Origin of the sequence: Paenibacillus sp. cl123 (assembly GCF_900101595.1) — a bacterium.
Classification (GTDB): domain Bacteria; phylum Bacillota; class Bacilli; order Paenibacillales; family NBRC-103111; genus Paenibacillus_G.
This window is the reverse complement of sequence record NZ_FMYY01000038.1, coordinates 14,522-29,692: the sequence shown is the minus strand read 5'-3', so window position 1 is coordinate 29,692 and position 15,171 is coordinate 14,522. Positions and strand designations below refer to the sequence as shown.

Sequence of the window (15,171 nt, the reverse complement as noted above, 5' to 3'; positions counted from 1 at the left end):
ACCAACCGAGCCAACAACCGAGCCACCAACCGACCAACAACCTAAGCCGCGTCCTGTGTCCCAAGACTTAATAAAACACCGTGAAACTTTAATTGAACCTTATTACGCAATCTGCTTGAAAGCGCTAACCTGTTAACCAGAGAGAGAAATTCCCTCGCTCGACCATCAAAAAGGAGGTTTTACTTTTGCTGCGTAGACCATTACCCATCCTGATGACAGGCGTCATCGCCTCGACTGTCCTGTACGGCTGCTCCGACGGCACAAAGGGTCCCGCCGCTCCGGAAGGAGGCCAAGGGGCGGAGGCCGGTCCTCTCCCCAAGATTACAGTCATCAAGCCTCTTTATCCGGGCCATGTCTACTATCCCGATTCGGGGCTGGAGAAGCTTGTGGAGAAGGGCGCTCATGTCGACGTTACTTATGAAACGCCGCCTTCCGCCGAATACAAGACGACCATCAATGTGAAGCTTGCCGGCGGGGACATTCCCGATATCGTCAATACGTTCAGCCCGGGAGACGCCGAGCATAACGCGCTGATCGCCCAAGGCGTATTCCTTCCGCTGGACGATCTTCTGCCGAAATTCCCCAAGCTGAAGGCCGCCTTCAGCGACAACATCTGGAATATGATGAAGAGTCCTACGGACGGCAAAATATACGGAGTCCCATGGCTGCGGGACCGCGGAGGAACAGGGCTTATTATTCGCAAGGACTGGCTGGAGAAGCTGGGGCTGAGCGACCCGAAAACGCTCGATGAGCTTGTCGAGGTGATGCGGGCGTTCCGGGACAAGGACCCGGATGGCAATGGCCAGAAGGATACGATTCCCTTTGCGTTCAAGGACAATCAGCTGACCAACGTGTACGCGCTGCTGCCGTTATTCGGAGGCAATCCGGGCTGGTATCCCGATGCGAAGGATGCGAGCAAGCTGCTGAACGGCACGACTCAGCCCGAGGTGAAGGATATGTTCACCTTCCTGCGTCAGCTGCGCCAGGAAGAGCTGCTGGACCCGGACTTCATGGTCGGCAAAACAATCGGCTTCGACAAATTCAAGTCCGGCAAAGTCGGCATCATCGCCACGAATATCGGGGACTTCCGCCAGCTGGCGATCATTCCTGCGATGAAAGCGGAAATTCTCGATCCGATCGAGCATAAGGGCCGGAAATGGCAGCTCGCGCTGCCTGCGCTTCCGATCTCGCGAACGAATCAAATCAGCAGCAAGTCGAAAAATCCGGAAGCTGCGCTCCGCTATCTGGAATACCAGCTGACCGACGGCTATGACTACATCCAGTATGGAGCGGAGGGCAAAACCTACAGCATTGAAAATGGCATCAAAACCCCGTTTCCCGACGACAAAAAAGATAAACAATACAACACGAACGTCGGCCTGGAGCTGCTGCAGCCGGAGTGGCTGTTTACGCATACGGAGAAATACACGAAGTTCGTGTCCAAGGACATCGCGCAGTACATGATCAAGAAACTGGACGAATATGAGAAATATGCGGTCTACGATTACTTGCGCCCCAATGTGGAATTCCCTTATCGCAGCGAAACATCGGCGCAACTCGGGCAAATTTTGACCGAGGGCTATAGTAAGATGCTGCTGGACGCAAAGGTTGATCCGAATCAAATTTTCGATGAAACGATGGCCAAATGGAAAAGCTCCGGGGGCGATAAAATGATCGAAGAGGTCAACAGGCTCCAGAAGAACAAATCCGCCCCAAGCTACAGCTATATGAAAAAATCTTAATTTATTCCCAATCCGGAGAGGAACTATGTTATGAACCAGACAAACCGACAGGCAAATCCCGCCGACGTACGCCATATAGCTGCAGGCATTGAGCTGCCCAAAAAGCATTACTGCGATCAGCCCTATACGGTCATAACGCCGGACGGCAATTGGCTGTGCGTGATGACGACAGGGACGGGAGCCGAGGGGGAAGCGGATCAGCACATCGTCGCTACGATCAGCGAGGACGAAGGCCGGACCTGGTCGGAGCTGATCGATATCGAGCCTCCGGGTCCTCCCGAATCCTCATGGGTTACTCCATTTCTGGCTCCCGGAGGACGGGTGTACGTATTCTATACGTACAACAGCGCGAACATGAGAGAGGTTCAAGGCAACGGACGCGTATTTCAACGCGTGGATACGCTCGGCGACTATGTGTTCAAATACTCGGACGACAACGGCCGGACCTGGTCATCTGAAAGGTATCCTATCCCGGTGCGGGCTTTCGCTATCGACCGGGGCAATCCGTACGGCGGGGAGGTGCGCTTCTTCTGGAGCGTGTGCAAGCCGATCGTGCATAAAGGCGACTTCTACGTTGCTCTGTCCAAAGTGGGCAATTTTGGCGTCGGGTTTATGGAGTCGTCGGAAGGGGTCATTTTGCGAAGCGATAATCTGCTGACGGAGCCGGACCCGGGACGCATTCGCTGGGAAACGCTGCCTGGCGGCGATATCGGCTTGCGGGCTCCGGCAAGCGCCGTAGCCGACGAGCATAACCTGGTGAGCATGGATGACGGCAGCCTGTATTGCATATACCGGACGGTGGAGGGCTCCAATTGCGCCGCTTACAGCCGGGACGACGGCCGCACGTGGACCGAGCCGGCTCATGCGGTATACACGCCCGGCGGGCGCAAGCTGCGGCATCCGCGGGCAGCCAATTTTGTGCGCAAGTTCAGCAATGGCCGTTATTTGCTCTGGTTCCACAATCACGGGCATGACTGCCGGAGCAATCCGGCAGAGGCGTATCTTGACCGCAATCCCGCCTGGTTCACGGGAGGCATCGAGAAGGATGGATTTATTCATTGGTCCGAGCCGGAGATTGTGCTGTACGACGACAATCCGAACACGCGGATCAGCTATCCGGATTTCCTGGAAACGGCTGACGGGCGCTTCTACATTACCGAGACGCAGAAAACGATAGCCCGCATTCATCAGGTGGACCGGACCCTGCTCGAGGGCTTGTGGCAGCAGCACATGAACCGGGAAATCACCGACCGGGGGCTCGTGCTGGCTGCGGCCGGACCCGAGCTGAGTCCCGGCGCGTCGCTGAGGATGCCTGCGCTCCCGGAGCTGAGCGCAGGAGGAGGCTTCACGCTGGACCTGTGGGTGAGCTTCCGCGAGCTGAAGGCCGGGCAGGTGCTGCTCGATACGAGAGACGCCGGCGGACGCGGGATCGTCGTGAAGACGACCGAAGAGGCTGCGGTCTCGATTATGCTGAGCGACGGGCGCACGACGGCCAGCTGGGATTCCGATCCCGGGCTGCTGCAGACGGGAGCGCCGCATCATCTGGTCATCATCGTCGATGGAGGCCCGAAGGCGATTCTGTTCGTGATCGACGGCCGCTTATGCGACGGCGGGGAGCGCCGGCCCTTCGGCTTCGGGCGGTTCAGCCCGTTTCTCAAGCAGGTCGGCGGCTCGGGCCAGCTGGCAGTCGCCCCGTCGCTGGAGGGGACCCTGCACGGCCTGCGTTTGTATGACCGCTACCTGCGCGTCTCGGAGGCGGTCGGCAACTTCCGGGCCGGTTTGCCGAGCCGGGGATGATCGTCTCAGGCTGACGGACGGCGCGATGACGGAAGACTGATAGAAGGAGCGATAGCCCGAGCGTAGAACGCAAGCGCTGAGGCAGCTGTTCTCTGGATGCGGGAGTGGATCAGGCAAGAGGGCAGATGCATTTGTCCGGTTTATGCGCCTTCAAGCCGTAGCCGAAAAATCATATAAAATAGGCCCGATCGGCGATCAATGTTACAGGGTTTATATGGAAAACCGTACAAATACACCCAGTTGGTGGCCCCCAATAGGAGGTTTGTGCGGAAAATCGTACAGATACGCTCTGCTGGCGGTCAGTAGGCGGAAGTTTGTACGGAAAACCGTATAAGTGGGCCAAATTGCCTGCCGAATAAGCCAAACTAACGAAGCAGGGACTGTCTTTGGGGAATATATTCCATGAAGACAATCCCTGTTTACCGCTATTCTACCCCTATCCCTCCTCCGGCGCCGGATCAGACGGTCGGAAGAATAATTTTCATCGTCGTTCCTTGGCCAACCTCGCTGTCCACCATGATTTTCCCGTCATGAGCCCCAATGATTTTTGGCAGGTTGACCCGGTTAAAAACGGGCCGAAGGGGAAGACGTTTCGGGTTAAGTTTGAATTGAATTGAGGCGGGGGCGGGACGCGTTCGGGGAGGCATGTGATTGCACGTCACTTTGAAGCCCATGCGTCACCCCCGATAGTTTGCGGACTATCCCAGCCTTTTCTTTCCTCTGGTTAACTGGAGGGAGAAAAGGCTTTTTGGCTTGGAAATCATATTTCAAAAATCTTATGAAATATGAAATAATGTTTCTGAAGGCCATTTCTGAGAGGATGAAGAAGATGTCGAGCTTGATGAATGAGAAGGCTTCACAGTTAGCATTGGACCCCGAGCGTCTTCAGAGGGCACTGGGGTTACTGGATCAAGCCGTAGCCGATGGAATAACGCCGGGTGCGGAAGTCGTAGTAGCCAGGAACGGGCAGACGCTTAAGTATGCTTGCGGGACGGCTGAGGCCGACACGATTTTCGACTGCGCCTCACTGACGAAGGTCGTGGCGACTCTGCCGCTTGTTTTGATGCTGCTGGAGGAAGGAAGACTGCGGCTGGATGATCCCGTCGCTTTGTTTCTGCCCGCATTTGCCGTGAACGGAAAATCCGCCGTGACGATCCGTCACCTGCTGACGCATACCTCGGGCCTTATTTCCTTCACGGATATGCATTCGCATGGCTGGAGCCGCGACGAAATCATCCGCTTCGTGCTGGAGCAGGAGCTGCAGCATGAGCCCGGCTCGCGCGTTGTCTACAGCGATATGGGATATATTGTGCTTGGTCATCTGATCTCGGAGCTGTGGGGGGAGCCGCTCGATCAAGCGGCGGACCGCAGGCTGTTCCAGCCCTTGAACATGCGGGATACCTGGTTCAGGCTGCCAGCCGGACTGCCGCTGGACCGGGTAGCCCCCACCGAGCAGTATGCGGGAGAAGAAGGGCCGCGCCAGGGAGAGGTTCACGATGAAAACGCCTATGCGCTGGGCGGGATCAGCGGCCATGCCGGGTTATTCTCGACGGCGCAGGACCTGACCCGCTATGCCGAGCTGTGGTTAGGGGAAGGGCGCTGCGCCGGGGGCCGGCTGCTGTCATCCTCCGCGGTTCGTCTGGCCGTCCGCTTGCAGTCCGGCGAAGCGTCAGGCGGACGAAGAGGACTTGGCTGGGCGCTGAAGGGCGATTCGCTTGATGCTTCGGGCGATCTGCTGTCCGCACACAGCTATGGGCATACCGGCTTCACCGGTACGAGCCTGTTTATAGACCCGGCTTGCGGCGTATCCGTTGCCCTGCTGACCAACCGCGTCCGCTACGGCAGACAAACTTCTGTTGTTCGGTTGCGAGCGCTTTTTCACAATGCCATTGCAGCTTCCATAACGGATATGTAACATGCTGCTAAAGTACTAATTTTAATGATTTGTGACCCCAGTAACTGGTATTTTATTCCGATCCCTCCTATAGTTCAAACAAGCTGCGGCAGGTTTGCCGCAAGCGACCCACACTTGGGCTACAAGGAGGTTTATGGTGCAAACAAGTACACGGACGATCGACGTTACTCCCGTAAGGTTCGCTTTATGGATAGGAGCAATTTTGCTGGCAACCATGGCGCTGTTCGGCAATCAAGCTGCAGCCGCGGAGGCAGCCGGCAGGCCGGTGACCATCTTATTTAATGAGCGTCAGCTGGAATTGGAAAAAGATCCGGTGATCACGAACGGCACAACGCTTGTGCCATTTCGCCCGTTGTTTGAAGCGATGGGGATTAAGGTGGAATGGAATCAGGCCCAGCAGATCGTGACCGGCACGGCGGACGGCTATACGCTGCAGCTGCAGGTAGGCAGCAATAAGGCTGTCGTCAACGGAAAGACGCTGACCATGAGCGAAGCTCCCCGGCTGGTTGACGGGTATACCTTGGTGCCGGTCCGCTTCATAAGCGAATCCACCGGTTCGCTTGTTGCCTGGAATCCTTACAGTCCGCAGGTCATTGTTTATACAGAATCGTTTATAGCGTCCAATGGCGCCACCCGGGAACAGGTTCAGGACATGGTCGACAAGGAACTGGCCCGCATTAAAGCCGAATACGAAGCCGCTCAAGCGGCCAATCAGCCTCCAGAGCCGATTGCCGTACCCGAACCGCCCCAAGGCAGCGGGGTTTACAAACCGGCTGTCTCCGATTCCGTAGATGTGAGCAAGCTGCAAGGGATGTACTACGGATTCAGAGATGACAACGGCGGCTATGAATGCGGGGGCATGTGCTGGGATATGTTCACCTTTCTCCAAGGCAGCCAAGTCATTGTAGGTCCGCCGGTCAACGGAGGACCGGAGACGATCGATTGCGGAACGGACAGCTGCCAGTCGTACACGATCTCAAACGGAACATTGACGCTTGGCAATGGAGAACGTTACAGCATCAAGGTGGAAGGCGGAACGCTTTTCATCGACGATGTGGAAATGGAGCGCGTCCGACCCGCAAACGCAGACTTGAAGCTCACGGACGAATACGTATATAGAGGGTACACGGGGCTTGCTGGCATCTCGGCCGGCTCGACTTCTTGGACGAACTGGATCACTTTTTACGACAACGGCACGTTCAAAAGCAACCGGCTGATGCTCGGGTCGGTGCAGGGCGGAGCTCCCACCCAAGGGGCTGCCGGCGGAGAGACAACCGGATCTTACCGCATTAGCGGCAACACCCTGGTGCTGGCTTACCAGGATGGAACCGTCGAAAACCTGTTGTTTTTCGTGCATAACGACTCGGCTCCGGGCCAAAACAACAATATTCAAATCGGTGAAAACTATTTTTATATCGATGAAGATTGAGTAGACGGGTTAGTTAACCCGCAAGCGAGAAGCCCCTTCCGAATGGAGGGGCTTCTTGGCGTGAACAGGTTGTTATCCAAGCGAACAGTGGTAGTCCAGCATTTGATTATTCGGATTCACGGCGTTTCTCCAGATCGAAGTCAATGCCGCTGATCGCATGTTCGTACAAAAACAGCTTGATCTCGCTCATATCATTCGAAGTATAGTAGGCAGATAATAATTCGTTAAATCGCTCCATATTTTTCTCAGTAATAGTCAGCAAACCATGACCACTCTCGACAAGAAGCTTGTTCGCCAGAAGAAGGGAGGTACGCTTGTTTCCATCCCAAAACATTTGCCGCCGAGCTCCCCATAGAAAAGCCGTAATGGCTTTCTCCGTTATGGTGATGTCTGCCGCCAGTAAGTCCGCCAATTCCTGTTCGATCTCGCTTTGCACTGGAAGGGGTGGTACATAATCCGTGCCGGAAATTCCGACATGGCCGGTTCTTAAAACGCCCCATTCAAGCGCTTCATTCCTCGCGACGTATTCATTGAGTTTACAAATGAGGGGAAGCGTAGTCGGCTCATCAATCGCATTAACCAAATAACGCCAAGCATCCCTCATATTGAGGACAGCTTGTATGTCGTCCAGCGTGACACCGGGAACATTGACGCCGTTCAGTATCGTTTGGGTTTGCGGAAAGGTAATATTCCGGTTCTCCATCTTCATTCCACAGTATATGTTTTCGTCCCATTTCTTTTTGGCCAGAAACAAACTTTGTTGTTTGGTCAGCGCATATTTATCCGAAAATAGTTTCAATTCCTATCCCTCCTGCCTTGTTGTCATTATATCCGGTTTTGCAAGCAAAATCACCTTTCATCTGCCATCTCATACGGGTTTCTGCTTTTAGATTGAATTTTCTTTATGATTGTGTATAATTTTGGCAGTAAAAGAGTTGTGCGGAGATGGCGGAGCAAGGGGGTATACCTGGCTCTTCGGCTGGGGGGAGACGAATGATGGTCAAGAAGCGCAAGAGTGCCAACCTACAGGTATTGGAGGCTTCAAGAAAGCGCAAAGAAAAACGGCAGCTCGAGCGCGAGGAGTGGGAAAACAGTGATTCGGATGAGATCTATGCATATATCGCGGGTTATACGGCGTGGGGATTTCCCTACGGACTCACATGGGAGGAGATGGAGCAGATCGCAGATTTCGACAGTTTGTGCGCGACGACGCCTCCGCCTCCACATAAGCCAGAGCCCAGCACTGCCGTGCCGGAAAACTGGTAATGGATTGTCGGGGAAGTAGAACTTAAGGGATGTAAATATGGACGATGCTATGTTAATAAGTTTAAAAGAAATCGTGGCATATGACTTCACCGTCACAAATCTTGCTAATTTACCGCTGGGATGGATCGCTTGGAGAGATAATTTGCAGGCGGCATGGTCAATGAATAAAAATAATGGATAATTCTTTTATGACCTGTTGATGTGTACGGTGAAAGTCCGGACAATGGCCGTGTATGGAGAATCGTCTATTTAAACATGAAGAAGAGGCACGGCTACCTCTAACATGTGTTATGGGTAAGCTCTTAGGGGAGTACTCCATTTATTTTAAAGGAGCACTCCGAGATGCGAGTAAATCGGAATGCAAAAAGTTAAAAATTGCAGCGGTCCGGGATGCGGGATGCGCATTAGCCAGGATTCAACGCCGCCCCCTCCGCCTCCTGCCTGAACTCCGACGGCGTGACGCCGTACCGCTTGCGAAATACCTGGGTGAAGTGGCGCACATCCTGGTAGCCGATCCGCTCGGCGATGTCGGCCAGCTTCAGCTTGGGGTTCGCCAGCAGCAGCTTCGCCTGCTCCAGACGGAGCTGGATGACGTATTCCTTGAAGCCTTGGCCGGTCTTCTGCTTGAACAGCTGGCTGAAGTATACCGGGTTCAGGTAGACGAGGGCCGCGATCTTCTCCAGCGACAGATCGGCCTGGTAGTGGGTGCGCATGTATTGCTGCGCCACTTCGACGGCACGGTCGCCTCCGCTGGTGTAATGCTCGTAAACCTGCGTGGTGGAAGCCTGCCGCATCCGCTGCACCTCCTCGGGGACGGCCTCGAAGCAGTCGATCCGCTCGGTATGCATGATTTGGAACGGGACACGCAAGTACTTGATCAGATGCGAGCGCAGCTCCGTCAGCAGCTCGGGAAGCGCGCCTTCCGCCTCCAGCGTGACCAGACCGAGCAGGCTGCGGCTGTCGTGGACGGTGACGAAGCCGCGGCCGCTGCGCTCGATCAGCTCGGCAAGCACATTTTCGATGATGAAGTTTTCCAGGCGCACGGGGCGGTCCGATTCCATCTTGACCATGATCAGATGAAAGTGAGGATGTTGCTCGACCATCATGCTCATATCGATGCGTCCGGTATCGAGTCCTGCCGCGAACCGCTGGAAGACGGCCTCCTGCAAATATTTGCGGCTGCGCGCAAGCAGCTCCGCTTCCTCCGTCAGCGCGAGGTCCTTCTCGATATCGCCGCTGAGCGTCCGGATCATCTCGGTCAGCGCATCCTTGCCGATCGGCTTGAGCAGGTAATCCTTGGCCCCGAGCCGGACGGCTTCCTGCGCGTAGGCAAATTCGGAGTGGGCCGAGATCACGACCCACTTCAGCTGGGGATGCCGGTGGCGGGAGACGTTCATCAGCTCCAGCCCCGACATGCCGGGCATCAGGATGTCGGTCAGCACGATATGAATCCGATGCTCGCGCAGCAGCGCGATCGCTTGCTCGGCATTGCCGGCCAGATGGACGCGGTGCTCGGGAAAACGGTTCTGCAGCGTCCGCTGAATACCTTCGCGGATGACAGCTTCATCATCGACGATCAGAATCTGGATCATGGTTGTCAGAGCCTCCTTGGCGGGGAAGAGGGAGGGTGAGGATCACCGTCGTCCCTTCCCCTGGCGTACTGTTTATGCGAAGCCCGTAGGCTTCTCCGAACATCAAGGTCATCCGGCGGTGGACGTTGGCCAGCCCGATGCCCCGGCGCGTCCGGGCGGACGGGAGGCCCGGAGGGGGCGTCTCCGCTCCGGCGGCGGTCATACCGCTACCGCCTGCGATTGCGCCATCCGTCAACGCACCGGCCCCCGCAGCAGACCGCTCACGCTCCGCGTTGTCTTGGAGCGAGGCGCGCAGCCGCTCCAGCGTCTGCGGCTCCATCCCGGCTCCGTTATCGCAGATGACGATGCGCAGCTCGTCGCCTTCCGCTTCCGTGTACACGCGCAGCACGCCGGCATGCTCGTGCAGCGGCTCGAGGCCGTACTTTACGGCATTTTCGATAATCGGCTGGAGCGTCATCTTCGGCAGCGGCACGCCGAGCCATTCGGGCGCTACCTGAATGTCCGTCCGCACCCGTCCGGCCAGCCGGTTCTCGATGATGGTCATATAATGCTGCATCTGCTCCAGCTCCTGCCGCAGCGTCGTCTTCGACGCTTCCTGCCAGTCGCTGCTATAGCGGAACATATGGGACAAGGCGAGAATCACCCGCCCCAGCCGGTCGTTCTCCTGTTCGTCCAGCATCCAGTAGATCATATCCAGCGTATTGTACAGAAAATGCGGATTGACCTGCGACTGCAGCGCTTGCAGCTCCGCGTTCTTCTCACTGATGGAGGCCAGCGTGATCCGCTCGATCAGCTCATCCATCCGCCGCACCATCCGGTTGAAGGAGGAGACAAGGGAGTTGATCTCATCGAACGACCGGACGTTGACCGAACCGCGGAAATTCCCCATCTCGACCTGCTTCATCTCGCGGATCAGCAGCTTGAGGGGCGAGGACATGCTTCGGGAGATCAGCGAGGCGAGCGCGGTCGCAACCAGCACAAGCGCCAGGCCCACGATCAGCAAATAATTGCGCGTCTTGACGACCTCCGCGTTCATATCCCCCTTCGGCGTCAACCCAAATACGGTCCAGTCCGACAGCACGGCCTTGGCCGCCACGATCAGCTGATCGCCTCCGTCGTCGACGATGATATGATCGGCTTCGGGCCGCGGCAGGCGGCTGAAGGAAGGCAGCTTGACCGGGTCCCGGTCCTGCTCCCGCTCCGTGGAAGCGATCATCCGGTCCTCGCGGTCGACGATATACACCCGGCTGTTCGGGCTGATCGTGACATTGGACAAGGCGGCTAGGATAGGCTTCGGGTCCGTCTCGATCAGCATGACTCCGATCTCCTGGTGGTCGGTCAGATCGAACAGCTTGCGTCCGAATACGAACAGCGGGTCCTCGCTGAACCGGTTGATGACCGAGCCGGGGTACAGCCCGAGCCAGACCATCTCGCCGCTCGAGGAGAGCAGCTTCTTGTACCAGTCGGAGGTGAAATAATTGGCGTCCATGACGCCGGCGAACCGCCTTTCATAGCTGTAATTTTTGCCGCCGTTCGTAATGATATGAATGCCCACGATATCGTCGCGGGAGTAGTAGCTCGCTCCGATAATGTTGGTGATCGTGCGTTCGTTGATGAAGCTGACGGACGGGTCTTTATTGGCATCCCGCTCCTGAAGCAGACGCAGCAGCTCGTAGTTGCTGTTCAGCGACTTGGTAACGCTGTCATAGCCCTGCAGCAGCAGGTTGAAGAGTCCGACCGTCTGCGAGATGTTTTTCTCGGCAAGCGCGCTGATTTTACCGTGAATGATCTCGGTCGACTTCCGGTCGTAGAGGAAGCTGACGATAAACAGCAGGATCAGCATGCAGGCCAGAAACAGCAGAAACAGCCGGTTATGAATGGAATTCAGGCCCCGTTTCACAAGATGATCCCCTTTCCAGGCAGCTTCCCCCACATTGTAGCATAACCGGACGGCAAAAAGGAGGCGGAGGTTTCCCCCTACCCCTTGACCGCTCCCGCGACCATGCCTTTCGTGATTTTATCGGCCAGCAGGAAATAAATGATAATGACCGGCAGCGCCCCGAGCACGAGGAAAGCGCCGATGGCCCCGTAGTTGACCGAATATTGGCTGACGAAGCTGTTGACGCCGAACGGCAGCGTCTTGAGCCGCTCCGAGGAGATAAATGTCGCCGCCAGAATATATTCGTTCCATATATTAATGAAGGTCAGGATGCAGACCGTCATCATCGGCGGCACGGAGATCGGCAGGATGACGCTGCGGAAAATGCGCAGGACGCCGGCGCCGTCCATAATGGCCGATTCCTCGATCTCCGCGGGAATCGACTTCATGAAGCCGCTCAGGATGAAGATCGCGATCGGCGTCTGGAACGCGATATACGGCAGGATGATCGACAGATGCGTGTTGAGAATGCTCATATGCTTGAAGATGATCATCAGCGGCAGCAGGGTGGCCTGCAGCGGGATCATCATCCCGATCAGGAAGACGACCATGACGGCCTGCCCGTATTTCCAGCGGAACCGGCTGATGGCGAACGAAGCCAGCGAGCTGAGCAGGAGGACGCCGAGCATCGTGACGGTGGTCACAAACAGGCTGTTTTTCAAATATTGCAGATAGTTGCCGGCTTGGATCGCATCGGTAAAGTTTTTCCACTGGGGCGAAGCGGGCAGGGCGAAGAAGGCCCCGGACAAAATCTCCTCATTGCTCTTGAGCGAGTAGAGAGCCAGCCACAGCAGCGGGTACAATTGAGTGACGACAAGCACGGACAGCAGCAGCAGCACGAGCGCCTTCGCGAAGGAGAGGCGGCTGGGGCTTGTGCGGACGGCCGGTCTGACGGAAGCGGTGCGGGACGTGGCTTGCATAAGAGGCCACTCTCCTTTCTACGAATATTTGCGTTCGATCCGGTTAAATACAGTGTTGATCAGCACCGTGGCGATCAGGCACAAGCCGACAAGGAAAGCGGCGATTGCGCTGCCGTAGCCGTATTTCATCGACAGGAAAGACATGTTGTACATATGGGTGGAAATAACATCCGTCGCATGGGCGGGACCGCCTCCGGTCATGACCATGATCATGTCGAACGCCTGGAGGGAGCCGATGAAGGCCAGCACGATCGAAATTTTGAAGATGGAAATATTCATCGGGAACGTGATATGCCAGTCGGCCTTCAGCCCTTCGGCGCCGTCGATGCGCGCCGCTTCATAGATATCCGCGGGGATGTTCTGGATGCCGGTAAACTGGATCAGCGTATGATAGCCGAGATACTGCCAGAGGGCCACGAAGTACAGGGAGTACATCGCGATCGCGGGATCGGTCAGCCAGGAACGCTTCCAGCCCGGCAGATTGAGCAGATCGAGCAGCTGGTTCAGCATGCCGCCCATTGCGGCCGGGTTATAGATCGTTTTCCACAGCTGGCCGATGATGACGACCGACAGGATGACCGGCAGAAAGTAGCTGGCGACCCAGAAGTTCGGCTTCTTGATGAACCGGCTCAGCAGGATGGCGACGAACAGAGCGACCGGAATTTCGGCCATGGAGAAGACGGCGAACATCAGCGTGCGGCGCACGGACGGCCAGAAGACCGGGTCCGCGGTCAGCAGGGTGCGGAAATTGTCCAGACCGATGAAGGTAGATTCGCCGATGCCGTTCCAGTCGAGCAGACCGCTGTACATGGAGACGACAATCGGAACGAAGACGAGGCTGACATAAAGAAGCAGGCACGGCAGCACGAAGGCGGCGATGGTCCATTTGGAGACTCGCAGTACATGCACGGGCTTCAGCCTCCTTTCTTAAGCTAAAATGGTTTTGCCTTGATTATGAATCGGAACCGTCCTATGTACCGTAAGCGGCCAAGGGACGGTTCCGACCGAATGCTTCATAAGCTCATGCTTGCAGCTGTTATTTCTTATTGGCCTCGTACGCCGTTTGATGCTCTTTGCCGACATCTGCGCTGTTTTTCTTCTGAACGAACAGGTTCTGAATGCTGGTCAGATGGCCTTGGGCCGTACCCGGATTCATCGTGTTGTCGAACGCCAGGTCGCCGCCCTTGACTTGCTTGAACAGTCCCAATACTTCCATCGCCATCTCGGAGTATCCGGCTGCCTTGAAGTCGCCTTCGACCTTTTGAGCGATACCGACCGCGCCTTTCACGGCGAAAGCTTCCTTAGGGAAGTTCAGCATGAAGTAATTGAGGAAATCCTTCGTTTCCTTCAAATGCTTGCTGTTCGCAGAGACGGCGAAGGCGCTGCCAGGCGCCAGCATGAATTCATCGGGGTTCCCCTTGCCGTTCACGGTAGGGAACTTGAATACGCCGACTTTGCCGTTGACGGAGGATGTTTCGATCCCGCCGGTTGCCCAGCTGCCCATATAGTACATGGCGGCTTTGCCGGTTTTGAACAAGTTTTCTCCGGCGTTATAGTCGAAGGAGGTTGCGCCTTCCTGGAACGCTCCGGCCTGGATCAGGTTCTGGAAGCTGTCGACGGCTTCGGTGAAGGCTGGGTCCAGGAATGTTTTCTTGCCGTCCGCGACATCCTTCAGGAAGCCGGGTCCGCCGTTGGTGCGGAGCAGCACGTTCATGAACAGGAAGGAGCCCGTCCAGGAATCCTTTTCCCCAATCGCCATCGGCTGGATGCCTTTCGCCTTCAGCTTCTTGACAACCTCGACCATTTCCTCGAACGTCTTCGGCACTTCAACGCCCGCCTGCTGGAACAGCTCCTTGTTATAATACACGACCCCGATGTTGTTGCCGTCGGGCAGCGCGTAGATGTTGTTGTTGAACGTATACCAGTCCAGAATGCCGCTTTGGAACGTATCCTTCAGCCCGTTTTGCGCGACCATATCGTTTAGGGGGGCGAATAGTCCGGCGTCCACAAAAGGCTTCATTTGCGCTGCGGGATTGACGATCGTAATATCCGGCACTTCCTTGGAGGCGGCCTGCGTCTTGAGCTTGAGCTTCTGCTGGTCGGTGTTCAGCGAGTCGAGCTCGATCTTGATGTTCGGGTTTTTCGCCTGGTAGTCGGCGACGATTTTTTTCAGCATGCCGTTCTTCGGATCGGTCGGATCGGGATAAATATTCTGGAACGTAATGGTGATGGTTTCGGCTTTCTTCTCCTGCGTTCCGCCGGCCGCCGGAGTCGTGCCCGCTGCCGGAGCCGGGCTCTCGCCCCCGCCGCTTCCGCCCGTGCCGCATGCGGTCAGGCCGACCGCGAGTGTGCTTGCGAGAACCGCCTGCAATGCCGTTTTCTTCTTCATTTCGTTATCCCCCTTAAGGTGTGAGTTTGTCATTGGATGCTCTCATTATCACTTTTTCTGGCAGCCCTTACAATGTGTGAACTATAGGAAAGAGGTGGGGTTTTTAAAGGAGGATGGGGGACGGGCGGACCGTAACCGCAAGAAAAAGGATGATTAGTTTTCCTAATCTTGATACAGTGTTT

The 15,171-nt window shown here is 56.1% G+C and carries 12 protein-coding genes; 6 read left to right on the top strand and 6 right to left on the bottom strand.

What is annotated here, in order from left to right; genetic code table 11:
* Positions 1 to 185: 185 nt before the first annotated feature.
* The 4 genes from BLR08_RS29950 to BLR08_RS29930 all read left to right on the top strand — a co-directional run bounded on the left by BLR08_RS29950 (position 186) and on the right by BLR08_RS29930 (position 6,883).
* Complete coding sequence (locus BLR08_RS29950; RefSeq protein WP_090586626.1) at positions 186 to 1,742, top strand: extracellular solute-binding protein; 1,557 nt, start codon at positions 186 to 188, stop codon at positions 1,740 to 1,742.
* 30 nt (positions 1,743 to 1,772) lie between these two features.
* The gene (locus tag BLR08_RS29945; protein ID WP_090586623.1) at positions 1,773 to 3,539 is read left to right on the top strand and encodes an exo-alpha-sialidase; all 1,767 of its coding nucleotides are present in this window, start codon (positions 1,773 to 1,775) and stop codon (positions 3,537 to 3,539) included.
* Between the two features lie 829 nt (positions 3,540 to 4,368).
* Positions 4,369 to 5,454, top strand: a complete 1,086-nt coding sequence (locus BLR08_RS29935) for a serine hydrolase domain-containing protein (protein WP_256257859.1) — start codon at positions 4,369 to 4,371, stop codon at positions 5,452 to 5,454.
* 136 nt (positions 5,455 to 5,590) lie between these two features.
* A complete protein-coding gene (locus BLR08_RS29930; protein ID WP_176835639.1) occupies positions 5,591 to 6,883 on the top strand; it encodes a copper amine oxidase N-terminal domain-containing protein in 1,293 nt (430 codons plus the stop codon).
* Between the two features lie 106 nt (positions 6,884 to 6,989).
* Here the strand turns inward: BLR08_RS29930 and BLR08_RS29925 are convergent, their stop codons facing one another.
* A complete protein-coding gene (locus tag BLR08_RS29925) occupies positions 6,990 to 7,682 on the bottom strand; it encodes a Fic family protein (RefSeq protein ID WP_072338244.1) in 693 nt (230 codons plus the stop codon).
* A 194-nt stretch (positions 7,683 to 7,876) separates the two neighbouring features.
* Between BLR08_RS29925 and BLR08_RS29920 the strand changes: the two genes are divergently transcribed.
* Both BLR08_RS29920 and BLR08_RS31365 read left to right on the top strand, forming a co-directional pair.
* Positions 7,877 to 8,149: a hypothetical protein gene (locus BLR08_RS29920; protein ID WP_072338245.1), complete on the top strand. Its 273-nt coding sequence runs from the start codon at positions 7,877 to 7,879 to the stop codon at positions 8,147 to 8,149.
* 37 nt (positions 8,150 to 8,186) lie between these two features.
* Positions 8,187 to 8,330 carry a hypothetical protein gene (locus tag BLR08_RS31365; protein ID WP_176835638.1) on the top strand — a complete coding sequence of 48 codons (144 nt, stop codon included), beginning with the start codon at positions 8,187 to 8,189 and terminating at the stop codon, positions 8,328 to 8,330.
* A 223-nt stretch (positions 8,331 to 8,553) separates the two neighbouring features.
* Here the strand turns inward: BLR08_RS31365 and BLR08_RS29915 are convergent, their stop codons facing one another.
* The 5 genes from BLR08_RS29915 to BLR08_RS29895 all read right to left on the bottom strand — a co-directional run bounded on the left by BLR08_RS29915 (position 8,554) and on the right by BLR08_RS29895 (position 14,989).
* A complete protein-coding gene (locus BLR08_RS29915) occupies positions 8,554 to 9,738 on the bottom strand; it encodes a response regulator (protein WP_072338261.1) in 1,185 nt (394 codons plus the stop codon).
* The gene (locus BLR08_RS29910; RefSeq protein WP_176835640.1) at positions 9,716 to 11,584 is read right to left on the bottom strand and encodes a cache domain-containing sensor histidine kinase; all 1,869 of its coding nucleotides are present in this window, start codon (positions 11,582 to 11,584) and stop codon (positions 9,716 to 9,718) included. Before BLR08_RS29910 ends, BLR08_RS29915 begins: the two co-directional genes overlap by 23 nt.
* A gap of 134 nt (positions 11,585 to 11,718) precedes the next feature.
* A complete protein-coding gene (locus tag BLR08_RS29905) occupies positions 11,719 to 12,600 on the bottom strand; it encodes a carbohydrate ABC transporter permease (RefSeq protein ID WP_083537584.1) in 882 nt (293 codons plus the stop codon).
* 18 nt (positions 12,601 to 12,618) lie between these two features.
* On the bottom strand, positions 12,619 to 13,509 hold the full coding sequence (locus BLR08_RS29900; RefSeq protein ID WP_072338247.1) for a carbohydrate ABC transporter permease: 891 nt from the start codon (positions 13,507 to 13,509) through the stop codon (positions 12,619 to 12,621).
* A 127-nt stretch (positions 13,510 to 13,636) separates the two neighbouring features.
* Positions 13,637 to 14,989 carry an extracellular solute-binding protein gene (locus BLR08_RS29895; RefSeq protein ID WP_072338248.1) on the bottom strand — a complete coding sequence of 451 codons (1,353 nt, stop codon included), beginning with the start codon at positions 14,987 to 14,989 and terminating at the stop codon, positions 13,637 to 13,639.
* Positions 14,990 to 15,171: the final 182 nt, after the last annotated feature.